At 61.6% G+C, this 23552-nt stretch carries 21 protein-coding genes and 1 pseudogene; 7 read left to right on the forward strand and 15 right to left on the reverse strand.

Annotated elements, in window-relative coordinates:
• Window positions 1-5: 5 nt before the first annotated feature.
• Genes MMG94_RS17475 through MMG94_RS17490 form a run of 4 tightly spaced genes read right to left on the reverse strand, consistent with a single transcriptional unit; the run spans window position 6 to window position 4029 of the window.
• On the reverse strand, window positions 6-731 hold the full coding sequence (locus MMG94_RS17475) for a heme-copper oxidase subunit III family protein (RefSeq protein ID WP_016921838.1): 726 nt from the start codon (window positions 729-731) through the stop codon (window positions 6-8).
• Window positions 732-746: 15 nt separating this feature from the next.
• Window positions 747-1448, reverse strand: coding sequence for a cytochrome c oxidase subunit 3 (locus MMG94_RS17480; RefSeq protein WP_016921839.1), 702 nt, complete (start codon window positions 1446-1448; stop codon window positions 747-749).
• On the reverse strand, window positions 1445-3208 hold the full coding sequence (locus MMG94_RS17485) for a cytochrome c oxidase subunit I (protein ID WP_016921840.1): 1764 nt from the start codon (window positions 3206-3208) through the stop codon (window positions 1445-1447). The genes MMG94_RS17480 and MMG94_RS17485 overlap by 4 nt, the downstream gene beginning before the upstream one ends.
• 17 nt (window positions 3209-3225) lie before the next feature.
• Window positions 3226-4029, reverse strand: a complete 804-nt coding sequence (locus MMG94_RS17490) for a cytochrome c oxidase subunit II (RefSeq protein ID WP_026016523.1) — start codon at window positions 4027-4029, stop codon at window positions 3226-3228.
• Window positions 4030-4742: 713 nt separating this feature from the next.
• Here MMG94_RS17490 and MMG94_RS17495 point away from each other — a divergent pair.
• From MMG94_RS17495 to MMG94_RS17505, 3 genes are all read left to right on the forward strand, one after another.
• Window positions 4743-5945, forward strand: a complete 1203-nt coding sequence (locus MMG94_RS17495; protein WP_016921843.1) for an NAD-dependent formate dehydrogenase — start codon at window positions 4743-4745, stop codon at window positions 5943-5945.
• A gap of 86 nt (window positions 5946-6031) precedes the next feature.
• Window positions 6032-6490 carry an HPP family protein gene (locus MMG94_RS17500; protein ID WP_016921844.1) on the forward strand — a complete coding sequence of 153 codons (459 nt, stop codon included), beginning with the start codon at window positions 6032-6034 and terminating at the stop codon, window positions 6488-6490.
• 27 nt (window positions 6491-6517) lie between these two features.
• Window positions 6518-7441, forward strand: a complete 924-nt coding sequence (locus tag MMG94_RS17505) for a LysR family transcriptional regulator (protein WP_016921845.1) — start codon at window positions 6518-6520, stop codon at window positions 7439-7441.
• Between the two features lie 2 nt (window positions 7442-7443).
• Here the strand turns inward: MMG94_RS17505 and MMG94_RS17510 are convergent, their stop codons facing one another.
• Window positions 7444-8154: a glutamine amidotransferase gene (locus MMG94_RS17510; protein ID WP_016921846.1), complete on the reverse strand. Its 711-nt coding sequence runs from the start codon at window positions 8152-8154 to the stop codon at window positions 7444-7446.
• A gap of 191 nt (window positions 8155-8345) precedes the next feature.
• On the opposite strand from MMG94_RS17510, the gene MMG94_RS17515 reads away from it, so the two are divergent.
• Window positions 8346-9140: a TOBE domain-containing protein gene (locus tag MMG94_RS17515; RefSeq protein ID WP_016921847.1), complete on the forward strand. Its 795-nt coding sequence runs from the start codon at window positions 8346-8348 to the stop codon at window positions 9138-9140.
• Window positions 9141-9163: 23 nt separating this feature from the next.
• Here the strand turns inward: MMG94_RS17515 and MMG94_RS22165 are convergent, their stop codons facing one another.
• The 3 genes from MMG94_RS22165 to MMG94_RS17525 all read right to left on the reverse strand — a co-directional run bounded on the left by MMG94_RS22165 (window position 9164) and on the right by MMG94_RS17525 (window position 11519).
• A complete protein-coding gene (locus MMG94_RS22165; RefSeq protein WP_016921848.1) occupies window positions 9164-9430 on the reverse strand; it encodes a LysR family transcriptional regulator in 267 nt (88 codons plus the stop codon).
• A gap of 33 nt (window positions 9431-9463) precedes the next feature.
• Complete coding sequence (locus MMG94_RS17520) at window positions 9464-11206, reverse strand: OFA family MFS transporter (RefSeq protein ID WP_154419635.1); 1743 nt, start codon at window positions 11204-11206, stop codon at window positions 9464-9466.
• A 181-nt stretch (window positions 11207-11387) separates the two neighbouring features.
• Window positions 11388-11519, reverse strand: a complete 132-nt coding sequence (locus MMG94_RS17525; RefSeq protein ID WP_016920258.1) for a hypothetical protein — start codon at window positions 11517-11519, stop codon at window positions 11388-11390.
• A 178-nt stretch (window positions 11520-11697) separates the two neighbouring features.
• Between MMG94_RS17525 and MMG94_RS17530 the strand changes: the two genes are divergently transcribed.
• Window positions 11698-12015: a hypothetical protein gene (locus tag MMG94_RS17530; RefSeq protein ID WP_154419633.1), complete on the forward strand. Its 318-nt coding sequence runs from the start codon at window positions 11698-11700 to the stop codon at window positions 12013-12015.
• On the opposite strand, the gene MMG94_RS17535 is transcribed toward MMG94_RS17530, so the two are convergent.
• The 5 genes and pseudogenes from MMG94_RS17535 to MMG94_RS17550 form a co-directional block, all read right to left on the reverse strand.
• Window positions 11973-13382, reverse strand: coding sequence for a TolC family outer membrane protein (locus tag MMG94_RS17535; RefSeq protein ID WP_026016302.1), 1410 nt, complete (start codon window positions 13380-13382; stop codon window positions 11973-11975). The two genes, MMG94_RS17530 and MMG94_RS17535, sit on opposite strands and share 43 nt — an antisense overlap.
• Window positions 13383-13737: 355 nt before the next feature.
• The gene (locus MMG94_RS17540; protein WP_016920256.1) at window positions 13738-15168 is read right to left on the reverse strand and encodes an HlyD family type I secretion periplasmic adaptor subunit; all 1431 of its coding nucleotides are present in this window, start codon (window positions 15166-15168) and stop codon (window positions 13738-13740) included.
• A complete protein-coding gene (locus tag MMG94_RS17545) occupies window positions 15155-17293 on the reverse strand; it encodes a type I secretion system permease/ATPase (protein WP_026016301.1) in 2139 nt (712 codons plus the stop codon). Before MMG94_RS17545 ends, MMG94_RS17540 begins: the two co-directional genes overlap by 14 nt.
• A 198-nt stretch (window positions 17294-17491) precedes the next feature.
• Window positions 17492-17818, reverse strand: a pseudogene (locus MMG94_RS22170) (cysteine peptidase family C39 domain-containing protein); the annotation flags it as partial.
• Window positions 17819-17936: 118 nt separating this feature from the next.
• Window positions 17937-19271: a glycoside hydrolase family 16 protein gene (locus MMG94_RS17550; protein ID WP_016920254.1), complete on the reverse strand. Its 1335-nt coding sequence runs from the start codon at window positions 19269-19271 to the stop codon at window positions 17937-17939.
• Window positions 19272-20013: 742 nt separating this feature from the next.
• Here MMG94_RS17550 and MMG94_RS17555 point away from each other — a divergent pair.
• Window positions 20014-20949, forward strand: coding sequence for a glycine--tRNA ligase subunit alpha (locus MMG94_RS17555; RefSeq protein ID WP_016920253.1), 936 nt, complete (start codon window positions 20014-20016; stop codon window positions 20947-20949).
• A gap of 12 nt (window positions 20950-20961) precedes the next feature.
• On the opposite strand, the gene MMG94_RS17560 is transcribed toward MMG94_RS17555, so the two are convergent.
• Window positions 20962-21882 (reverse strand): diacylglycerol/lipid kinase family protein, encoded by a 921-nt coding sequence (locus tag MMG94_RS17560; RefSeq protein WP_016920252.1) that lies wholly within the window; start codon window positions 21880-21882, stop codon window positions 20962-20964.
• 481 nt (window positions 21883-22363) lie between these two features.
• Here MMG94_RS17560 and MMG94_RS17565 point away from each other — a divergent pair, with 481 nt between their 5' ends.
• Entirely contained in the window at window positions 22364-22750 is a 387-nt protein-coding gene (locus MMG94_RS17565; protein ID WP_016920251.1) for a hypothetical protein, read from the forward strand.
• A gap of 158 nt (window positions 22751-22908) precedes the next feature.
• Here MMG94_RS17565 and MMG94_RS17570 read toward each other — a convergent pair whose 3' ends face one another.
• Window positions 22909-23430 (reverse strand): gamma-glutamylcyclotransferase, encoded by a 522-nt coding sequence (locus MMG94_RS17570; protein WP_051001125.1) that lies wholly within the window; start codon window positions 23428-23430, stop codon window positions 22909-22911.
• Window positions 23431-23552 lie beyond the last annotated feature (122 nt).

Consider the following 23552-nt stretch of genomic DNA (forward strand, 5'->3'; position numbering starts at 1 on the left):
TCCTGTCACCAAAGGTAGAAGAAGGCGAAGATGAAGACCCACACCAGATCGACGAAGTGCCAGTAGAGGCCCATGATCTCGACGATCTCGTAACGACCCTTCCGGCTCGTGAAGAAGCCGGGCGTTCCTCGGTCATAATCGCCGCGCCAGACGGCGCGGGCGATGAGGAGGAGGAAGATGACGCCCATTGTAACGTGAAAGCCGTGAAAGCCGGTGATCATGAAGAAGCTTGACCCGAACTGCGCGGCGCCGAACGGATTGCCCCAGGGGCGGACGCCTTCCTGAATCAGCTTCGTCCACTCGAAAGCCTGCATCCCGACAAAGGTCGCGCCGAAGAACGCCGTCGCCAGCATCATCAGCGCCGCTTTCTTGCGTTGTCGCGCATAGGCGTAGTTCACGGCGATCGCCATCGTGCCGGAGCTGGTGATGAGATCGAAGGTCATGATGGCGATCAGTATGAGGGGGATTTTTCGGCCGCCAATGTCGAGCGCGAAGATTTCGCTCGGGCTCGGCCATGGGACAGTCGTCGACATGCGCACCGTCATGTAGGAAATGAGGAAACAACTGAAAATGAATGTATCGCTGACAAGGAAAATCCACATCATCGCCTTGCCCCAGGACGCGCTCTTGAAGGAACGCTGATCCGAAGCCCAGTCCGAGACGACGCCGCGCAGGCCGGAAGGCTTTTTGGGCTCGATCTTGCCGGCGCGGCTAATCGTCTCCAGGGCCATGCGACGATCCTTTCTTCACACGAGAAGGCGGCGGCAGATCGCCCCGAAATTGTCCGCCCATCCTACGAGCAGCGCCACGAGAAGCAGCCAGACGATGAGAAGGAAGTGCCAATAAATGGCGCAGAGCTCCACCGTCGACGCCAGCCTTTCGGGCGGTTCTTTCAGCGACGCCTGAACGACCGCCCGGACCAGCGCGACGAGCCCGCCGAGCACATGAAGCGCATGCGCGCCGGTCAGCAGGAAGAAAAAAGCATTAGCCGGATTCTGCGACGCATAGAAACCGCTGGCGATCATTTCCCGCCACGCCCAGAGCTGCCCGAGAAGGAAAGCGAGGCTCGCGACCGTTCCAACCCGGAGCGCGGCCCTCATCCGCTCGCGCGATAGGTCTTTCGCCGCGAGATTGGCGAGTTGAAGGGCGACGCTCGATACGATGAGAGCGCCTGTGTTGAACCACAGGATACGCGGCAATGGCGGCGATCGCCAATCATAGGACTCCATCCGCATCAGGAATGCGGCGGTCAGCAAGGAGAAAAGGCACAAAGCCACGCCGAGGAAGACGACGAGGCCTGTTTTCGCCGCGGACGGGCGGCCGCCGGCTCCCCGATAGGCCGCGATTTCCTGCTCTTGCAACCAAGGCGCATCCAGCACGCCTTCACGCCAGAGATAGGCGAGGGCGATTGAAAAGATGAAAATGAAGAACAGGCCCATCACGCTCATGTCGCATGTTCTCCCGAGAGCGGCGGCGCGTTTTGCGGCACGAAATCGTCGGGCGCGCCGGGGATGCTGTAACCATAGGGCCAGCGATAGACGATCGGGAGTTCATCTCCCCAATTGCCGTGGCCGGGCGGGGTTTCAGGCGTCTGCCATTCGAGCGAGGCGGCGCGCCAGGGGTTGCCGCCGGAAGGGAGGCCGCTCCTGAGGCTTCTGAAGACGTTGTAGAAGAAGATGAGCTGCGAGACGCCGACGATGAGCGCCGTCACCGTCATGAAGATATTCAGCCCGGCGGCCGTATGCGGGACGAAGGATACGTCGCCCATCTCGTAGAAGCGGCGCGGCACGCCGAGGAGGCCGAGATAGTGCATCGGAAAGAAGATGGCGTAGGCGCCAAGGAAGGTGATCCAGAAGTGAATCCTGCCCAGCCTCTCATCCAACATTCGCCCGGCGATCTTCGGAAACCAGTGATAGATGGCGCCAAAGATGACGAGAACGGGCGCGATGCCCATCACCATGTGGAAATGCGCGACGACAAAGAGCGTCGCCGACAGCGGCACGTCAACAATCACATTGCCGAGATATAGGCCGGTAATCCCGCCATTCACGAATGTGACGAGGAAGCCCAGCGCGAACAGCATCGGCGTCGTGAAGTGAATGTCAGACCGCCAGAGCGTTACGACCCAGTTATAGACCTTCATCGCCGTCGGCACGGCGATGGCGAGCGTTGTGACGGCGAAGAAGAAGCCGAAAAGCGGGTTCATGCCGCTGACATACATATGATGGCCCCAGACGATCATGCTCAGCACGCCGATCGCGAGGATTGCCCAGACCATCATGCGATAGCCGAAAATGTTCTTACGGGCATGGACGCTGATGAGATCGGAGACCATTCCGAAGGCCGGCAAGGCCACGATGTAAACCTCGGGGTGGCCAAAGAACCAGAAGAGATGCTGGAAAAGAATGGGACTGCCGCCGCTATAGTTCCGCTGCTCCCCCATTTCGACGATCGCGGGAACGAAGAAGCTGGTCCCAAGGACGCGGTCGAGCAGAAGCATCACGCAGGCGACGAAAAGCCCGGGAAAGGCGAGAAGCGCCATGACCGCCGCGGTGAATATCCCCCAGACGGTGAGCGGCATGCGCATGAGCGTCATGCCGCGCGTCCGCGCCTGCAACACCGTGACGACATAATTCAGGCCGCCCATGGTGAAGCCCACGATGAAGAGAATGAGCGATAAGAGCATCAATATGATGCCCCATTCATGGCCGGGCGTTCCCGTGAGGATCGCCTGCGGCGGATAGAGCGTCCAGCCCGCGCCAGTGGGGCCGCCCGGGACGAAATAGCTTGCGAGGAGAACGAGCGTCGCCAGCAGATAGACCCAGTAGCTCAGCATATTGATGAAGGGAAAGACCATGTCCCTCGCGCCGATCATGAGAGGGATCAGATAATTGCCGAAGCCGCCGAGAAAGATCGCGGTGAGCATGTAGACGACCATGATCATGCCATGCATGGTCACGGCCTGGTAATATACATTGGCGTCGATGAAGGGGATTGCGCCCGGAAAGGCGAGCTGCAGCCTGATCAGCCAGGACAAGACGAGCGCAACGACGCCGACGGCGATCGCCGTGCAGGCGTATTGAATGGCGATGACCTTGGCGTCTTGAGAAAATACATTCTTCGTCCACCACGACGTCGCGTGATAGAGTTCGACATCCTCGACTTCCCCTGAGGGAACGCCATCCTCCTCGATCGAGACATCGGACACGGACCGCACTCCCTCACTCAAAAGGCTTCGGCTTTGCGCATTTTCGCGAAGGTCGGTTGCGCCGCCAGCCAGTTGCGATAATCGCTCTCGGCGTCGATGACGAGCATGCCGCGCATTTGCGGATGGCCGACCCCGCAATAAGCGACGCAGAGAATCTCGAACTGGCCGGTCTTTGTCGGGGTGAACCAGAAATAGGTTTCCATCCCCGGCACGAGATCCATCTTGGCGCGGATCTGCGGCACATAGAAATCGTGCAGCACGTCGATCGAGCGCAGCAGCACCTTGACAGGCTTACCCTCCGGCAGGTGCAACTCGCCGTTGACGACGATTACGTCGTCGCGCCCGCGCGGATCGGCCGGACTGACGCCCAATGCGTTGTTTGCGTCGATAAAACGAATGTCGGTCGCGCCGAACTTGTTGTCGGAGCCCGGCAGGCGGAAGCTCCAGCTCCACTGCGCGCCAACCGCCTCCACTTCCATCGCGCCCTCCGGCGGCGTTACGAAACGCCCCCAGACCGACAGTCCGGGCGCGAGCAGGATGATCACCGCTATGGTCGTCAATCCGCCGAGCAAGAGCTCGACCCTCCGGTTCTCCGGTTCATATGTGGAGCGTCTGCCGGGTTGATGGCGGAATCTGTACAGACAGTACGACATAAACAGGATGACCGCGACGAATCCGATTGTCGTCACGATGAAGGTCAGCGCTAGAGTGTCGTCGATGAAACTCCAATTGGAGGCGATCGGCGTGGGACGCCAGGGACTCAGAAAGTGAAACGCCAGCGAGGCCGCGACGACAAGCGCCATAGCTAAAGCGACCATCATCCGTCATCACCTTTCTCCATACCTCCTCAGTTAGGACGAGCCGGCGCTTTGGCAACCAGCCTGCGTGCGGTGCGCCTGGCTCCTTCGCCCGGCGCGTCAATTGTCAAGCTGGAGGCGGTGCGCGACACACACGCTCACGCTGCGCGGGCTCGATCGCATCGATGGCGCGCCGCTACGCAATATCAAGCCGGATCGCCACGCTTTCTGACGTAGTGGCTGGGCGACATGATAACTTGTAGTTATCAATCAATAAACGCTCCAGATTGGACGAGTGTGGACGCGAGCTCTACAACAAACGGCGTCATTTCATCGTGACCTCCCGGGCACTGGCCGCCACGCGGCCGCTGCCGGTGACGGCAGGACGTCCTGCCGACGCACCCCTCTCGGACTGGCCGCACTCGCCCTCGATCCGGTTGCAGCAAACCGCAAACGAAACCTTCCAGGTCTTCGTTTGCGGTTTTTTCGTTTGCGCGAAACGCCATTCGGCGCAAGCAACATGTCCGTCTTGCTAATCCCCCATCGTTTCCGCCGTCCCCAGCGCGCCCGATAAGCAAGGCTTATCGGAAGATCAGCCAAAACGAATGGAACCATCCTCCGTCTGATCTACGAAGGCGGCGGCGCTTTCGAAAACATTAACGATAGACGCAGCGCAGCAGTGAAGCGTCTTGCCTTCGACAAGGCCTGCCGTCGCGTTGAAACAAGGGGATTCGCACATGGCGAAGGTTGTTTGTGTCCTTTATGACGATCCGATCGGCGGCTATCCGAAAACCTATGCGCGTGACGACGTCCCGCAGCCCAAGGTCTATCCGGACGGGCAGACTCTGCCCACGCCGAAAGCCATCGATTTCAAGCCCGGAGCCCTTCTCGGCAGCGTTTCCGGCGAGCTCGGCCTACGCAAATATCTCGAGGCGAATGGTCACCAGCTCGTTGTCACGTCCAGCAAAGACGGCGCGGATAGCGTGCTCGACCGCGAGCTGCCGGATGCGGAGATCGTGATTTCTCAGCCGTTCTGGCCTGCTTACATGACGGCGGAGCGCATCGCCAAGGCGAAGAAGCTCAAGATGATCGTCACGGCGGGCATCGGTTCCGACCACACCGACCTTGAAGCCGCGATCAAGAACAACGTCACCGTCGCGGAAGTCACCTATTGCAACAGCAATGCGGTGGCCGAACATGTCATGATGTCGATTCTGGCGCTGGTGCGCAATTTTGTTCCGTCGCACGACATCATCGTCAATGGCGGCTGGAACATCGCCGACGCCGTTTCGCGTTCTTACGACCTCGAAGCCATGCAGGTCGGAACGGTCGCGGCCGGACGCATCGGCCTGCGCGTGCTTCGTTTGCTGAAGCCCTTCGATGTCGGTCTGCACTACATGGATCGCCATCGTCTGCCGGAAGCGGTCGAGAAGGAGCTGAACCTCACCTATCACTCCAATCTCGAAAGCCTCGCCAAGGTTTGCGATGTCGTCACGCTGAACTGCCCGCTGCATCCTGAAACGGAGCATATGATCAACGAGGACACGCTGAAGTTCTTCAAGCGCGGCACGTATATCGTCAATACGGCGCGCGGCAAGCTCGTCGATCGCGACGCTCTGGTGCGCGCGGTCGAAAGCGGGCATATCGCCGGCTATGCGGGCGACGTCTGGTTCCCGCAGCCCGCGCCGAAGGATCATCCGTGGCGCACCATGCCGCATCACGCCATGACCCCGCATATCTCGGGCACGAGCCTCTCCGCTCAGACCCGTTACGCGGCCGGCGTGCGCGAGATTCTCGAATGCTATTTCGAGGGTCGTCCGATCCGTAACGAATATCTTGTCGTTCAGGGCGGCAAGCTCGCCGGCGTCGGCGCGCATTCCTATAGCGAAGGCAATGCGACCGGCGGTTCGGAAGAAGCGGCGAAATTCAAGGTCGGCTGATCGACCCTCACGAAGCTCAGGTCAAAGGACGCCGACGGCAATTCGTCGGCGTCCGTTCGCAATTAAGGTCGGATAGAGAAATGCCAATGAGTGACGCGCGGTCGATCGTGTACGCGGGAATCGGCGGCTTCGCGCTCATCATATCCCTCGCGCATCTCGGCGGCCGCCTCGACCAGCAGCTGATCCTGGGCTCTTTCGGCGCCTCCTGCGTTCTCGTATTTGGGTTTCCGGATCTGCCGTTTTCGCAGCCGCGGAATATTTTCTTCGGCCACGCCGCTTCATCCCTCATCGGGCTTGGATGCCTCGAATTCATGGGCGCCGAGCCATGGTCGATGGCCTTTGCAGTCGCATTGGCGATCATGACGATGATGGCCACCAGGACAGTTCATCCGCCCGCAGGCTCCAATCCTGTGATCATATTTCTGACGCATCCCAAATGGAGCTTTCTTCTGACGCCGACAATCGTCGGCGCCGCATTGATCATCGCCTTCGCCTTGCTTTACAACAACGCGACACGCCCGCAGAAATACCCGAAATCCTGGTAGAACGGGACCAAAGACGGACCGCCGGAAATGTTCTTTCGTCAGCTCGAATATCTTGTGACGCTGGCGCGCGAACAGCATTTCGCCCGAGCGGCCGAGGCGTGCAATGTCTCGCAGCCAGCCCTGTCGGCGGCGGTTCGACGGCTCGAGGAGGAACTTGGAATCTCGATTGTCGAACGCGGACAGAAATTCGTGGGCTTTACAGAGGAAGGAGTCCGGATATTGGGTTGGGCCCGTCAAACGCTCGCGGCGTGGGACGGGTTGAAGCAGGAAGCCTCGATTTCGAGACGGCGACTCAGCGGCGCGTTACGCGTGGGCGCCATTCCGACAACCTTGCCCATCATGTCGCTGCTGAGCGGCCCCTATCTGCGCGCCTTTCCGGAGGTCCGGCAACTCGTGCAGTCCCTCAGCAACGAAGAGATCATCCGGCGCCTAGACACGTTCGAACTCGATGTCGGCGTCACATATCTCGAAGATCAGGATTTGCACCGGTTCCGCGTTCTGCCTCTTTATCGCGAACGATATGTTCTGCTTGCGCGGGACGCCTCCGCGATCGACGATTGCGCCGCCATGAGCTGGCGCGACGCGTCGAAACTGCCCCTCTGCCTGCTCACGCGCAATATGCAAAATCGACGGATCATCGACGCGGCGTTCCAGAGAGCCGGCGTTCACCCGAATGTGGTGGTCGAAACCGACTCTGTCTTCGCGCTCTACTCAAATGTCCGTTGCGCGGAGATTTTCAGCATCATGCCGCACAGTCTGCTCGCCCTGTTCGAAATGCGCGAGGAGCTGACGGCGATCCCCCTGGTTCCGGAACTCCACCGCAAGATCGGCATCGTGGCGCTCGACCACGAGCCGGCGGCCCCGATTGTTGCGGCCATTTGGAAATTAACGCTCAAGCTGGACCTGAGTCCGCATTTTAACTTCCTTCAGCCCGATCAGCCTTCGGCCTGAAGTTACAGCGACCTCTGATCGAGCCATGACCGCCAAAACCGTAGCGCCGCCTGTTCGAGTTTCGGCGCGACTTCGCGACTGGCGTTTCGCAAGCCGGCGATGTCTATCTTTGCGGCCGCCAGTTCGCAGGCGTGTCCGACATACCATCGCTCGAGTCCGTCGGCGGTCACCTCGGGATGAAACTGAAACCCCAGCGCGTAATTGCCGATCGCGAAAGCCTGGTTTTGATATTTGTCGGACCGGGCGAGCAGCCGGGCGCCGCTTGGCAGATCGAACGTGTCGCCATGGAAATGAAACATCGCTGGGGCTTCCGCGATGAGGTGGGCGAGGAAGGGGTCGGCGGCCATGTCCGGGCCCGGCGCGACCGCGCTCCATCCGATTTCCTTCCCCATTGCGCCGGGGTAGACGCGCGCGCCAAGGGCGCAAGCCATAAGCTGGGCGCCGAGACAAATCCCCAGAGTGGGGAGTTTCGCGTCCAAACGAAGGCGAATGAGGTCAATCTCAGCTCGCAGGAACGGATAGGCGTCAACCTCATATACGCCGATGGGGCCTCCCAGGATGACGAGTAGATCAGGCGTGACGACGTCCAGGGACGCAAGTTCCGCTACGGAAGCGTCAATAAAATCAATGAGAGCGCCCCTTTCCCGAAGGGCGAGGCCAAGCGTTCCCAGATCTTCGAAGGGGACGTGTGAGAGTGCGAGAACGCTTTGCATTGTTCCGATTCCGGGATATCCGCTCTAAGCGGCCCGTTTGTATGGTTTCAAATTTGCTGTAGTGCAGCTGCACCGTCGTGGACGGCGAAGGATGCAAACGGTTTCCACTCGTCTGGACGAATTCTTGAGCGAACTGCCTGTCATTGTTGCCGCCTTTCGTTTAAGGGCCGCGCAGATGCATAAGGAGGCGAATGAGCAATTCCGATCTTGACGCGCACATCGCTTTTCATGCGGACGGACGTTTGCTCCTGGGCCGTAGCCGCATCGTCCTGCTCGAAGCGGTTATGAATTGCGGAAGCCTGTCCGAGGCCGCGCGGCGAACCGGCAGCAGCTACAAGGCCGTTTGGGACGCCGTTCAGGCGATTAACAATCTTCTTCCGAGTCCTGCCTTTGTCACGCGTATCGGCGGCAGTCGCGGCGGCTCCGCGGAGGTCACCCCTATCGGGCGGAAGGTCATCTCGAGCTTCCGTCTTCTCGAAGACCGATTGAGCCGCATATCCAACGCGATCGTCGCCGACGAATTGCCCGAACTCGACGACATTTTGTTTTGGGGCCTCGCCGTTCGCGTCAGCGCGCGCAATGTTTTCCGCTGTACGGTGGCGGATGTCGAGGATGACCCGGTCGACGTCCGAATCCGTCTGCGCGTGTCGGTCGACAATAATCTTGTCGCGATCGTTCCAAGGGATGCTCTTCTGGAGTTGCGACTCGCGCCTGGGCGACCGGTCGTCGCTTTTGTCAATGCGTCCTTTGTTTCCCTGGCTCAGGAAGGGGAGGGCTCCTCCCTGGCGAATCGAAATAGATTGCAAGGTCGCGTGATCGGCAGAGTCGACGGCGGCGTCAGTTGTGAAGTTCGACTTGAAATCGGCGACGGGAAAATGCTGACCGCCATCGTTCCTGTCGCCGACGCGACAGATTTGAACATACAGATCGGCGACCGGCTCGACGCGATGTTCAACGCGTCGCACGTCATTTTGGGGGCTGACTGAGCGCCTCAACGCGGCATGAGGCGTCACTGACGACGCGTCCGAGACAATTCGGCCTGCATCATTTCGTATTCGTCGATGATTTTGCGGGCCCATAGGAGCGCTTTTTCACCGCGCGCCGTCAGGGTGACGGGGCTGCTTCGCGTCGAAATTAGCGGCGCCTCCAAATATTTTTCTAGGTCGCAAATCGAGGTCTCGACCACCGCCTTGGTGACGTTGCACGCTTCGGCGGCGCGAATGAAATTCCGCTCTCGCGCGAGAACTATGAAATGTTGGAGATCATGAATCAGCATTTCAACGGCCTCCGTTTTGACTCTCGTCCTCGCCTACCTGAACAGCGCCATGGCCTTGAGGCCGGTCATTGAGACGCCCCAGGCGAGGGGAATTCCGACGGCGAGCCAGGCGAGGATCAGGGCCGGGGAGAGCCCGGCGGGCGGGGTTCGCGCGGCGGGGACCGGAGCGGGGTCTTCGGGCGGCTCCAGCCCCTCCTCGACGAAGTCCTCGAAATCGGCGCGCGGCTCCTTCTCTTCTTCCTTCACGGCGGCGACGCTGGTCTTCTTCGCCGCCGCGACCTCGGCGTCGCTCATGTAGAATTTCTCGGCCACGGGGCCGACGAGGAGATTGCAGGCGAGGCCGGCGAGCAGCAGACCGGCCAGCACATACATGGTCTGATTATAGGCCGCCTCGCGCGGCACGCCGATCGAAAGCTGATATTCGCGGATGTAATTGACCAGCACCGGGCCGAGCACGCCCGCCGTCGACCAGGCGGTCAGTAGTCTGCCATGGATCGCGCCGACATAATGCGTGCCGAAAATATCGGCGAGATAGGCGGGAATGGTCGAGAAGCCGCCGCCATACATGGTGATGATCACCGCGAAGAGCAGCACGAACAGGAAAACGACGCCGCCCTTCGCCGCGAAGGGAACCGCGGCGTAGAGCAGGAAGCCCACGACGAAGAAGATGGCGTAGGTTCCCTTGCGGCCGAAGGCGTCGGAGGCCGAGGCCCAGCCGATGCGGCCGCCAATGTTGCACAGGCTCAACAGCCCCGTGAAGCCGGCGGCGATGGCGGCGATCGCCTTCTTCTGGTCGGCGTTGAGCGCGTCGAAGCCGAGATCGACGCCGATCAGCTTGCCGCCGAACACCTCCTGCAGCATGGGCGAGGCCATGCCGAGCACGCCGATGCCGGCCGAGACGTTGAGGCAGAGCACGCCCCAGAGCAGCCAGAATTGCGGGGTCTTCCAGGCGAGGTCGAGATGGACGTGGCGATGCGTCACCATGGCGTTGGCGGCGGGGGCCGGCGGCGTCCATCCGGCGGGCGCCCAGCCCTCGGGCGGCACGCGATAGCCGAGCGCGCCGGAGACCATGAAGACGAAATAGATGGCGGCGAGGGCGACGAAAGTCTGCCAGACGCCGGGCGATGAAGGCGTCGCGAAATAGCCCATGAGCTTGTCGGCGAGCGGCGCGCCGATCATGGCGCCGCCGCCAAAGCCCATAATGGCGAGGCCGGTGGCGAGGCCGCGGCGGTCGGGGAACCATTTGATGAGGGTCGAGACCGGCGAGATATAGCCGAGCCCCAGCCCGACGCCGCCAATGACGCCGGAGCCGATCCAGATCATCCAGATCTGGTGCAGAAAGACGCCGAGCGCGGAAATGAGCAGGCCGCCGCACCAGCAGCAGGCGGCGGCGAGGCCGGCCTTGCGGGGGCCCGCCGTCTCCAGCCAATGGCCGAAGATGGCGGCGGAGGAGCCGAGCAGCACGAAGAACAGCGTGAAGGTCCAGCCCAGCATGCTGATCTTCCAGTCGCAATTCGTCGCGACGATCTGCGCCAGCACGCCCATATTGGCCGGACAGTCCTTCGGCGCGGCGCCGCCGACGACGCGCGACAGCGGCAGCCAGAAGACCGAGAAGCCATAGGCCATGCCGATGCAAAGATGAATCGCCAGCGCCGCCGGCGGAACCAGCCAGCGATTGAAGGCGGGAGAGGCGATCGTCCGTTCGCGGGAAAGGAAACCGCTCGGACGCGCCGGCGATTTTTCATGGCTTCGAATGGGCAGAACGGCGTCAGCCATTTGCAAGTCTTTCTTTTCTTCTGTTACGCGCTCAGCGGGACACAGTAAGCGTCGACGCGGCGGCCTGTCGCATGCCGTTTGGCGTCGTCGGGCGTGATGATGCGTTTTCCGGCTTCGTGTTCGAGATAGTCTTCGAGGCTCCGTCGCGGATAAGTCTCACAACAATCCGTCGCCGTCGCATTCACCCCATCGCGGCGCGCATGATCGACGCGCCCTCGGGAACCGTGACGCTTTTTCCGCCGATCGTCAGCGTGACGCGCGTTTCCGACCGCGCCGCCGGCGCGCCAAAATCCGGTTCCTCGATCAAAGTCATGGTTGCAATCCCTGTTCAGCGGCGATGCGCGCGCATGCGCTGGCCTCGGGCGTTTGAGCGAGACCCGCGCCAAGGCTCAAGAGGTGACTCCAAAGTATCAGACGATCAAGATTGCAATATCGATCAAGCGATAAGGGATTTGAATTAACGCGTCTCAGCAGGATACAAATACGAATAGTTGAAGAAATATAGTATTGTGCGTCGCACAATTTTAGGCATAACGGATTATATCTATGAAAATATTTTTCATCTACATAACGACCCTGCGATCAATGCGTCAGCAGCCTGTCCTGAACATTTGGGCGGCGCATTGCAGGCGCGTGAGCGCCGTCCCGCCAGGATGCATAATACTCACCCAAGCGGAACATCAGCCAAATACACCTCTCCTTGCGATTTTCTCCTTTCAGCGCGGCGTCTGTTCAAAATCCGGCGTCAGGCGTCGATTGGCGGCTTCTATGTCGGCGGCGTCAATCCAAACCACTTGTCCCGAACCTGATTGAAATGCCGCTCGGGACTGTAGATATCGACGCCAAGTTTGAGCATGCCGGGGGAGAGCCTGCCGATGGCTGCGAGCACAGAATAGGAGGCGACAACCTTCGTATATTGGGAAGCAACCAGCCTGAGCCGCGCATTTAGGAGCGATTGTTGAGCGTTGAGAATGTCGAATGTGGTGCGCTGTCCGACCGCCGCTTCCTGCCGTACGCCGCCAAGCGCAATTTCGGCTGAACGCACGGCCGCGGCGCTTGAAGCGATGGAAGTTTTTGCGCTGTCGAGGCGCGCCAAGCTCGACATGACTGCGGTGCGGACGACGTTGCGTTGGTCGTCGGCAGCGAGGCGCGCCTCTCCAAGCTGCTCCTTAGCCTTTCGTATCGACGCGTATTCCGCTCCGCCCTGATAGAGCGGCACGTTCAGAGTGACGCCGCCCTGCGCCGCAAACTGACGAGAACCGGTCACGCCGAAAAAAGAATCGTACTGCTGATAGACTTGGACGCCAGCCGACACGGTCGGCGCCAGCGCGCCCTCGGCAATCTTCACCGACAATTCGGCGCCAGCGATTTGATGTGTCGAAGCCAGCACGTCCGGGTGCTCGAGAAGTGCGATTCGCATGGCGGCCGCGGCCGATCGCGGCAAAGCCGCGTCAATGTTTGGCGCAGCCTCCAGGCGGCTCGGCTCGACGCCGATCACCTGACGGTATGTCGCGGCGCTCTCCTTCAACGTCGCTTGCGCCTCGGCGGCGTCCGAACGCGCCAGCGCCAGCGCCGCTTCCGCTTGCGCAACATCCGTCACGCTGATTTCTCTCAGCTCGGCGCGAATGCGGGTTTGATTTAGTTGCTCTGCAAGCACCTGAACATTGCTGTTGCGCAATCGGACGATCGCCGTGTCGCGAAGAACAAGCATGTACGCCTTGACAGCGTCGAGCAAGGTCGATTGCTCGACCCGGCGCAGCGCTTCGCGGCCCGCCATCACGCTCGCCTCCGCTTGCCTTGTTGAATTGGCGGTCCGCCAGCCGTCGAAGAGCGTCTGTGACGCAGAGAAGTTGCCCCCCTTCGGGGAACCCAGGAATTCACCTGTTGTGAACGCCGTATTTCCGAAAGAATTTGTTCCGAGAGGTTGACGAAAATGGGAATACTGAACGCCCGCATTGGCGGCGGCGCCAAGAACGGGGCGCATGCCAGCCGCAGCTTTGGGAACGTCCTCATCATGCGCGCGCAGGTTCGCGCGCTGCTGATTCAGGCTCGGGTTATTTTGATAAGCCCGGGCCAGGGCCCCCGTAAATGTTTCCGCGCGAGCGCCGAAAGCGAGAACGCCGAACGAGAAAATCATAGCTCCGCCGCGGATGGCTGAACTCAACGCGTGATTCATATCCTACCTGCTGGAATTCGAATGCGGAAGCGAAAGCGAACAGGCGCGTAATTCCTCTCGCATTTTCAGGCGGCCGTTAGGTCCGCGGCGCCAAAGGCTGCGGGGGAATCGCTTCTTACGCGGCGTTCGCCAAGAGAGGCGCGCCGCCGCCGTCCAATCGCATAAGGCTGGCATGGGCATGTTGGTCCCTCGGGAGGTTGTCGCGCGTCGCCGGAACGCGCTTGCTCGAGAGCGTGGCGCCGCATCGGCTTGTGATCCGCCCGCTCTCGCAACGTGTAGCTTGAACGCGACGGAACTAAGGACCAACGTGGACAAAGCTTGATCTTAACACGGCGAGGTCGTGTCACAGACGGGCTTATCGTTCCCGCATGGATTCCTGACGTTGCTTTTCCAGCGGCGACAGCAGATATCCGATGATCCGGCGCGACCCGGTCTTGATTTCGACCGTTACGGTCATGCCGGGCGTAAGCGTCTCCCAATTGTCGTCAACCTGCATGCCGTTTCGGTCGAGCGAGACGCGCGCGACATAGCTCGCGTCTTCTTTCGCTTCGGGAGCGGTGGAACCTCCATCCTCAGTCGAGCGCGTCGGCCCCGCGGGAGTCACGGCGTCGCGAGAGACATTCGAAACCTTGCCGGGCAACAAGCCATAACGCGTGAAATTAAAGGCCGCGACTTTCACGCTGACCTCCTGGCCGGGGTGAACGAAACCGACATCCTGGTTGGCGAGCACCGCCTCGATCTCGAGATCGCTATTTTCCGGCACGACAACCGCCAGCGGCTGTGCGGGCGTGACGACTCCGCCGACAGTATGCACGGCGAGTTGCTGCACCACGCCTTCCACAGGCGCGGTGAGCCTTTGAAGCCTCGTCCGTCGTTCGGCCTTGACCATATCCTGCGAGAGCGCCGCGACGCGCAGCTCGGCCGCGGCGAGATCGGCGATGACGCCGCGTTTATACTCCGCTGCTGTGCGCTCGAGCGTCTCGTGCAGCGCCGCGAGCGCGGCGTCCGCTTCCTGCAGCCGGCTTTTCTGGAGCGTGAGATCCTGTTTCATCGTCACCAGCTCCTGAAACTCGGTCAGGTATACGAGTCGGGTGCCGAGCTGCTTGTCGTAGAGCGTCTTGCGCAAGTCGACGCGCTCCTGAAGCACTGGAATTGTCGCTTCGAGCTTGGCGGCGCCCGCGGCGACGGTCGCGCGCTCGGCTTGCCGCTGCGCGAACTGATGCTCGATCTCGGCGAGTCTGGCCTTTTGCTCCGACGTCTGCGCGGCGAGGAACTGGCGTTGCGTCTCGATCTGAACCGCGCTCGCGCCCGCCGGCGGCGTCAACAGCTTGCGCGGCTCCGCGGCGCGATTGTCCTGCCAGGAAAGTGTGGCGCGCAGGCGCGCGACGTCGAGTTCAGCGGCGACGAGGTCGTTTCTGAAACGCTCCCGCTCGGCGCTCGTCATGGTCGGGTCAAGCTCGATCAGCACGTCGCCGGCCTGCACCTTCTGGCCGTCGCGCACATGGATGGCGCTGACGACGCCTGTCTCGAAAGGCTGAATGATCTTGCTGCGCCCGCTTGGAACGATCCGGCCGTTCGCCGTGGCGATAATGTCGACCGAGCCCAAACTCGCCCAGATCAGGGCGAAGCAAAAGGCGCCGATGATCGTCGCGCCGATGGCGCGGCCTATTGGCGAGGGAGGGGTCTCCACGATTTCGAGCGCTGCAGGCAGGAACGCGATTTCATGTGCGACGGGCGCGCGTTTCCGCCGGGGAAAGGGGACGATGTTCGGGCTAGGCGACGTCATGACCCGCCTGCATCTGGTGAAGTTTCGAATAGCGGCCGTTCATTCGGATCAGCTCGTCATGCGTGCCTTCTTCGACGATGCGCCCGTGCTCGATCGCGAGGATGCGATTGGCTCGCCGGACGGTTGATAGACGGTGGGCGATGACGAAGACGGTGCGGCCGGCGGCGATGCGTTTCATGTTCTGCTGGATCGCGCGCTCGCTCTCGTAATCGAGAGCGCTGGTCGCTTCGTCGAAGATCAGAATGCGAGGATCGGTGACAAGCGCGCGCGCGATGGCGATGCGCTGACGCTGTCCCCCGGACAATGAACCGCCGCGCTCGCCGACGATCGTGTCGTAGCCTTCGGGCAGTTCGAGGATGAAGTCGTGCGCGCCAGCGAAATTCGCCGCCGTCATCACGCGCTCCATCGGCATGGCTGGATCGGCCAAAGCGATATTGTCGCGGATGGACTGGTTGAACAGAAAGTTATCCTGAAGAACCACGGCGACTTGCCGGCGCAGCCATGCCATGTCCACCACCGAAAGATCGACGCCGTCGATCAGCACGCGTCCTTTTTCCGGGACATAAAGGCGCTGCACCAGCTTCGCCAGGGTGCTCTTGCCCGAGCCGGACGAGCCGACGATCCCGATAATCTCGCCCTGTTTCACGGTGAAATTCACATCGTCGAGCGTGGTCGCGCCATCGACGCGATAGCGGAAGGTAACGTGTTCGAAGGTAACTTCCCCTCGAATGGCGGGCAGTGCGACGCGCCCGGGGCTGAAACTCGGCTCGGGCGCCGTATTGAGGATGTCGCCCATACGCTCGACCGACAGCCGGGCTTGGTGGAATTCCTGCCACATCTGCGCAAGCCGCAACACCGGCGAGCTGACGCGGCCCGACAGCATGTTGAAGGCGACCAATTCGCCGACCGTCAAATCTCCGGAGATCACCAGCCGCGCGCCGAAATAAAGCGTCGCGGCGCCGACGAGTTTGTTGATGGTCTGCACGACCTCGCTCGCCTTGTTGTTGAGATCGAGCACGCGGAAGCTCGAAGCGACATAGCCGGCGAGCTGCTCTTCCCAACGTCGCTGCATTTGTGGCTCGACCGCCATCGACTTCAGCGTCTCGATCCCGGTGACGCATTCGACGAGGAAGGCCTGATTCTCCGCTCCGCGTCTGAATTTTTCGTCCAGTCTGCGCCGGAACAGCGGCGTCGCGCCCGCCGAGATGGCGATGTAAAGGGGAAAGGAGGCGACGACGATCAGGCTCAACGTCGTCGAATAGTAGAGCATGACGCCGAGGAAGGCGAAAGTGAAGACAAGATCGACGACGAGCGTCAGCGCCGAGCTCGTGAGGAACTGCCTGATATTCTCGAGCTCGCGCACACGCGCCAGCGAGTCGCCGACCCGACGGGATTGAAAATATGCGATCGGCAGCGCGAGCAGATGGCGGAACAGACGCGCGCCAAGTTCGACGTCGATCCGGTTCGTCGTGTGAGAGAAGAGATAGGTCCGCAAGACGCCCAGCACGCCTTCGGCCACCGTCATCGCCGCGAGGCCGGCCACCAGCACGTTCAGCGTGCTCATGCTTCGATGCACGAGCACTTTGTCGATCACGACCTGGAAAAACAAGGGAGATACGAGCGCAAACAATTGCAGGAAGAAGGAGGCGACCAGAACCTCGCCGAGCAGTCGGCGGTATTTGTGCACGGCGCCGAGAAACCAGCCAATATCGAATCGGCTATGAAGATCGGCAAGTGCGGCCCGTCGCGCCATCAGCACCAGCCGCCCGTCCCAGATCGCCTCGAACTCCGCGCGGCTCATGGTCTCCGGACCCGATGCGCCGGGACGCTGCAGCAGAACCTTATCCTCCGCGACGGCTCCCAGGATGAGAAAGCCGCCATCGCACAGCGCGGCAATCGCCGGCAGCGGCGTGTTCGCCAGACGATCCCAGTGAGTGACGCACAGGCTCGCCTTGAGTCCCATGCTTTTTCCGCAACGAAGCATTTCCACGACGCCGACGAGCGAGACGCCGAGCCGGTGCTGAATTTGAGCGGGGTCGGCGCCGACGCCATGGTAGCCAAGAAGCAATACGAGCGCGCTGAGACCGGATTCGTCCGCCGCCGCCGCTACGGCCGTCGCGGACATGTCGGGTTTTGAACGAAAGCGGCTCGAGAGTTTGGCGTATAATTCGTTCATCGCGGCGGCGAAGCCGGTTACGATGGGGCCGCGCAGCCGTGCGATGCGCGCCGCAAGCGCCTCACGGTCCGCAAGCGCGTCAGGGCTTTTCGACGTGGGCAGAAGAACGCGACCGCTCCATTCGCGCTCGAACTCGGTGCGGCTCAGCACTTCCGGCTTCGGCTCCGTGGACGAGGGACGCACCACGACGACGCCGTCCTCAGCTATTTTGCCGACAACAAGAAAGCCGCCGGCGCGCAAAATCGCGATTCCGGGCAGCGGCGTCCGCGCGAGTTTGGCCCAATCAGTCGTGGTTGCGCGGATCGTAACGCCGAATTCACGCGCCCGGTTCATTATGTCCGTCAGACCCAAGTCCACTCCCGGGCGCTTGGCGAACTGGTCGGGACGCACGCTGGCGACGCCATGCAGACGCAAAAAGACCGAGAGCGCAAAAGCGCCGGAATCGGGCAGGGCGGCGTTGTTTTGCTTGATCATCTGTCGTCTTGTTCGTGAGCGCGCATCGGGCGCGATGAAAGCCCCGCACAGAACGTGCGTTCCAGCTTCCTCTGATCTCGAGAGCGTCCCGGGCGCGGAGCCCGGGACGCGTTTTCGCTTAGTGCCGCGTCGCGAGGAAGGATTCGTAGCGCGGCGTCGCGCTCGCCATTTGAGTGACGGTCGCGGGCGAGCTTGCGGCTGGAGCGAAGCCGCCAGCCATACATTGCTGTAGCAGCGCAAGGCTCTGGTTCGTCGCCGACGTTGGCGGCGCGCTCGACGTCGTCCCGCTCATAGCGTTCGACGTCTGGAATCCCGGCAGCGACGTTTGAGTCGCGCCGGACAGGGACGTTTGGGTCGCGTCGGACAGGCTGGCCGGCTGCACGCTCGAATTCGGCGTCGCTGCGGCGGCCATAGCATCCGACGGGCTGGGCGAAACGGAGCTTGCTTGCGCAGCGGCGGGCGAGTTTTGCGCGAGCGCGTTGCGCTGATGATAATGGTGACGCCATTTGTTCGACGTCGACGTCGGGGTTGTCGGAGGCGTGGTGGGAGCCGTTGGCGTCGTTGGGTTTGTCGGCGTCGTGGGGGTTGTCGGAGTTGTTGGATTTTCAGGCGCTGTCGGGCCGGCGATGGTGACATTGCCGCCGGTCACCGTTTGGCCGCTCTTCTGGTAGAGTTGCACGCTAGCGACCTGCATCGGCATGGTTTGGGGCGTCGAGCTGCCGAAAGTCGTATGCCAGCCAGAGGCGGCGGAGTTCGCGACCTGCTCGTCCATGATCAACTGCATCGGCTCGGTGGGGATCGGAGCCTGCGCGCTGGTGACTTGCCCGATCTGCTTGCCGTCGAGATACCAGGTGATCGACTTTCCCGGGTCCCAGTCAATGCCGTATTTGTGGTAACCGGCCGTGAGATCGACGCCCGCGTCGACCGTTCCGCCGAAAACGCCGTTCGGCGTGTGCACATGGTAGGACAAGACATTATTGGGATTCGTCGATCCCTTGGTGTATCCGCCCTCCTGGATGTCGATTTCGAAATTGTCGCCGCCCGTTGCGCCCTTGCCGGGCATCAGCCAGAGACCGGGCCATGACCCATTTCCTGCCGGCGCTTTCATGTCGATCTCGAGATAGCCGCCGGTGAACTGGAACTTGCCGTAGCTGGAGATCGCGCCGGATGTCTCCGGAACCGTTGCGGGATTGCCGGCGATTGTTTGCTTTGTCGCCGTCAGCGTCAGTCCATTGTTGACCGACACTTGCGAAGGCATGAAATATTCGGCGTCATATTGCGCGCCGACGCCGCTGCCGCCGTTTGGTCCCGCATTCCAGGGGGAGCCGTTGGCCGCCGCCGAGGTGACATATGTGTTCCATGCGCTGCTGTTCAGTTTGTCGCCAGCGAAATTGTCGCTGAAAACGAGATTGTTCGCGCTGTAGCCAGCGGGTGGCGTGGAGTTTGTTGCCATGTAAAATCCTCGTGGGCTTCGAACCCCCAGCCCGAAGCAAGTGACAAGCCTCCCCGCCACGCAACATTGCTGCTGCATAGATCAAGCGACAGATTTGTGAGTGTGCGGATCCCAACCGTCGGCGCGACGGCGAACGATAGCCTGTCAAGCTCTCGTATTTTTTTGATACGGTTCAAATATGGCGAAAATTATTACTAAAACAGAAGTTTGCCGATAGGCGGCTTTGCCGCTTTTCAGCCGGGCCGATGAAGGATTGACGCCACAATCGCTGCAAGATTTATCATTTGTAGGATGATTGCTTGTGCAAATTTCGGTTCATGACTGCGGCGCGCATTTGCAACAATAGATGAGCGCCGCGTTTCGACCATGATCAGAACAGTCACAAATACGAATAATCACAAATACGGCTTCGGCGATGCGCTGAATCTGCGCTCCCTTCGTCGCGTCGCAAGCGCAGGATCAGTTCGCCATGTGCGCGGGATCAGGCGAAGGGCGGTTACGCGACGTCCTTCGCGCCGACGCGAATGGCGAACCTTTCAGGTCCGCCACGGGCGAGCAAAAGGAGTTCGGCCTCAAATTTCGCCGGCCGGCTGGAGCGTCCTGTTGCAGGGCTGCCGGTTCGGCATTCGTCAGTCGAACATCCTCGCGCCGGTCCCGCTCAACATCGCGTTTCTCCACGCCCCCCGTTGACGCCTCTCTTTCACCCTCATAGCTTGCGCGCCAACGCCATCCGGACCCGCCCATGTCTTACCAGCCCGCCGTTCACCTTTCCCCCACGCGCTCCTTCCAGGACCTCATCCTCACCCTGCAGAATTACTGGGCGGCGCAGGGCTGCGTGATTCTGCAGCCCTATGACATGGAGATGGGCGCGGGCACTTTTCATCCGGCGACGACCCTGCGCGCACTTGGTCCCAAAGCGTGGCGCGCGGCTTATGCGCAGCCCTGCCGGCGTCCCAAGGACGGGCGCTATGGCGAGAACCCGAACCGCCTGCAGCATTACTATCAGTTTCAGGTCATCCTGAAGCCCTCGCCGCCCGATCTGCAGCAGCTCTATCTCAATTCGCTGGCGGCGATCGGCATCGATTCCAGGCTCCACGACATCCGCTTCGTCGAGGACGATTGGGAGAGCCCGACGCTCGGCGCCTGGGGGTTGGGATGGGAATGCTGGTGCGACGGCATGGAAGTGTCGCAATTCACCTATTTTCAGCAGGTCGCGGGCTTCGAATGCGCGCCGGTCGCGGGCGAGCTGACCTACGGCCTCGAGCGCCTCGCCTGTTATCTGCAGGGCGTCGACAGCATCATGGAGCTGAACTTCAACGGCCGCGAGGGCGCCGAGAAGGTCGCCTATGGCGACGTCTTTCTGCAGGCGGAGCAGGAATATTCTCGGCATAATTTCGAGGCCGCCGATACGGGCAAACTCTTCGAGGATTTCAAAGACGCGGAGGCCGAGTGCAAGCGCCTGCTGGATTTCGGCGCGGGCTCGGGCGACGAGATGCACCGCATGGCGCTCCCGGCCTATGACCAGTGCATCAAGGCGAGCCACGCCTTCAATCTGCTCGACGCGCGCGGCGTGATTTCGGTGACCGAACGCCAGAGCTATATTCTACGCGTGCGCGAACTCGCCAAGGCTTGCGGCGCGGCCTGGTTGAAAACGGCGGGCGGCGGCGCGAACGCTTGATCGACGAAGCGATCAGGCTGCGAAAACATCCAGCGTCTCCTCGGCTTCGCAGATCTCGACCGGCGCGGGCCCGAGATAATCGCCGTCGATCTGCGCCGCGCCGGCGCCGCGCAGCGTCGCCTTGCGAATGGCGAGCCTTTTGACGCAGCCGGCCTCGTCGAGCCGGCCGGTCGCGACGTAACGGAAAAGCGCCAGCGCGGCCCGCGGCGAAACCTCCGTGAGCGCGACGAGGCTCAGACCGGGCCGGGTGACGTCGGCCGAGGCGTCGATGACGTAATTTCCCCCGTAATATCTGGATTTGGCGACCACGACGCATTTGGCGCGAAGCGCGCCGGCGTCCGTCTCCGCCTCGATGTCGGGAAATCCGCCGCGAGCGAAAATTTTCGCCGCCGCCAGAGCGTAGGCCAGACGGCCCAAATGGCGTTTGAGCCGCTTCCGCCCGATGTCGACCGTCTTTACGACCTCGGCGTCGAGCCCGGCCGACGCCATCAGCGTGAAAGGCCGGCCATTGGCGAGGCCGACATACAGTGGTTTCGTCGCGCCGCGCAGGAAAATCTCGGCGAGCGCGGCGCCGTCTTTCGGCAGGCGCAGTTCCTGCGCGAGCACATTGACCGTGCCTTGCGGGACGACGCCGAGTTTCGGCCGCGGCCCCGGCCGCGCCAGCAACCCGCGCACGGCCTCGTTGACCGAGCCGTCGCCGCCGGCGACGAGAAGGGCGCCCGCCCGCACGCTCTCCGCGGTCTGGCGGATATGTCCTCTATGGATCGCCGTTTCGACGACGACCCGTCGCCCGCGCGCCGCCAGCGCCGCGGTGACGGCTTCCGCCAAGCGACGCCTTTCTCCGCCCGCATCGGGATTGACGACGATGACGAAGTCGTCCGCCGGCGCGAGACCGGCCGCGTCTTTGGTTGTCAGACCACTTTGAGAGAACAAATCGCGGCGCTCCCGTTTTCCCGCTTTTAGCAGGGTGCGGCGACCGCGCCGTATCCGCCCGCGCAGCGGCGACTTATCCCCAGGCGAACCAATAAAATTCTGTGGCTCTGGCTGCTTTCAGGCGCGAATTTTAGGCATTATGTGGAAAATTATGAAAAACTGCTTGACTTCAAAAAATAAATGGATAAGGAGCGCCATTCTCTTGCGTTTCATCTTGAAACAAGGGAAACGCCCGCCATCTCCTAACAAACGGTTGTGCTTGAGTTTCGAGATGCGCGTTGGCGCACATTCGTCCGGATGAGCGTCGGGCATAAGGGTGGACAAGACGGTTGAACGTCTTGCGTTGGGCGTCGTGCGCAACGCGGAGCGCGCTTGCTGGAGCCTTGTCCAGGAACCCGGGGTTCCGGCAGGTGCGCCCCTTGACTGTGTGCTGTGTTTGTTCTAATCATGTTCTAGTTTCGCTCTCTGGAGCAGGGCTGTCATGCAACGCTACGCTTTCTCAGTTTCGCCGCTGCGCCGCCCCAGGCGCGCTCTTGCGCCGCGTGGGCAGGAGCTTGATTCGCTTGCCGGTTCGGACGCGCTGCGCGGCCGCTTCTTTTCCTGGCGCGGGGCCACGGGCCGCCGCTATGTCTGCTCGGTCTTCCAGCGTGGCGAAGAGGGCTTCGTCTCGGATGTCGAAAGCGGCGTCGTCATCGGCGTGGCGCGGGACGGCGCCTCTCTCCGGCCGGTCTGTCTTTTCTCGGCCGGCGAGCGTCGCGCGGCCGCTCTGCGCGAATTGGCTCAGGAGCTGGGCGTGGCGGAATGGCATGTCCATTTCTGCCCGGATACGGAGCCGGCTCGCGACCTTGCGGGATCGCTGCTGAATTGAGTTCGCGTTGCGTCTGGTCGCGTTTGTGGCGTGCTTTGCCGTTGTGAGGCGTTGCGTGAGCGTTTGTTCCGCGTGGCGTGGTGTGGATGCGTGCTGTATGTCGCGTTTCTAACGGCCGGGGCTTGCCCCGGCCTTTTTTTCATGGACCCGGCTTTTTTTCATGGAGCGGCCGCCGATCTTGGCGCGGCGCGGCAGGAGCATTTGTCGAGCCTGCGCACGATCTCCGCCAGCTCCTCGTCATGAATGTCGAGCTGCAGGAGATGCTCATATGTATTGCGGACATAGGCGGGGTTATCGCCATTGACCCCGACGCCTTCGGCTACGAGGCGCGTCATTTCGTCATAGGGCAGGCGCCCGGCATATTGGCAGTGGCTGCGGTCCACGACATAGGCCAGCGCATTCGCGCAACCGCCCTCCGCGAAGCGGACGCCGACGGTCTTTTCCAGATAGACGGCGGTCACCAGTTCGCGGGCGCGCAGATAGTCGATCGTCTTCTCCCGCTCCCTGGCGGAGACGCGGAAGGCGACGCCCTGGCAGGAGCCGCCCCGATCGAGGCCGAGAACGAGTCCCGGCCGTTCGGGCGTGCCGCGATGGACATGCGAGAAAATGCACAGAGAGCGGTGATAGCCGTGAACCCAGGCGATGGCGCTTTCGAGGTAATCGAAGCCCGGCCGCCACATGAGCGAGCCATAGCCGAAAATCCAGAGATCCCCGTTTCCGCAGGAAGCCGTCGCCAGCAATCTATCCCTCAATCTTGGAAGACGGCCCCAGCCGCCCGATTCGCCGTGCAGCCCTTATTTTT

This window comes from Methylocystis parvus OBBP (assembly GCF_027571405.1).
Taxonomy (GTDB): domain Bacteria; phylum Pseudomonadota; class Alphaproteobacteria; order Rhizobiales; family Beijerinckiaceae; genus Methylocystis; species Methylocystis parva.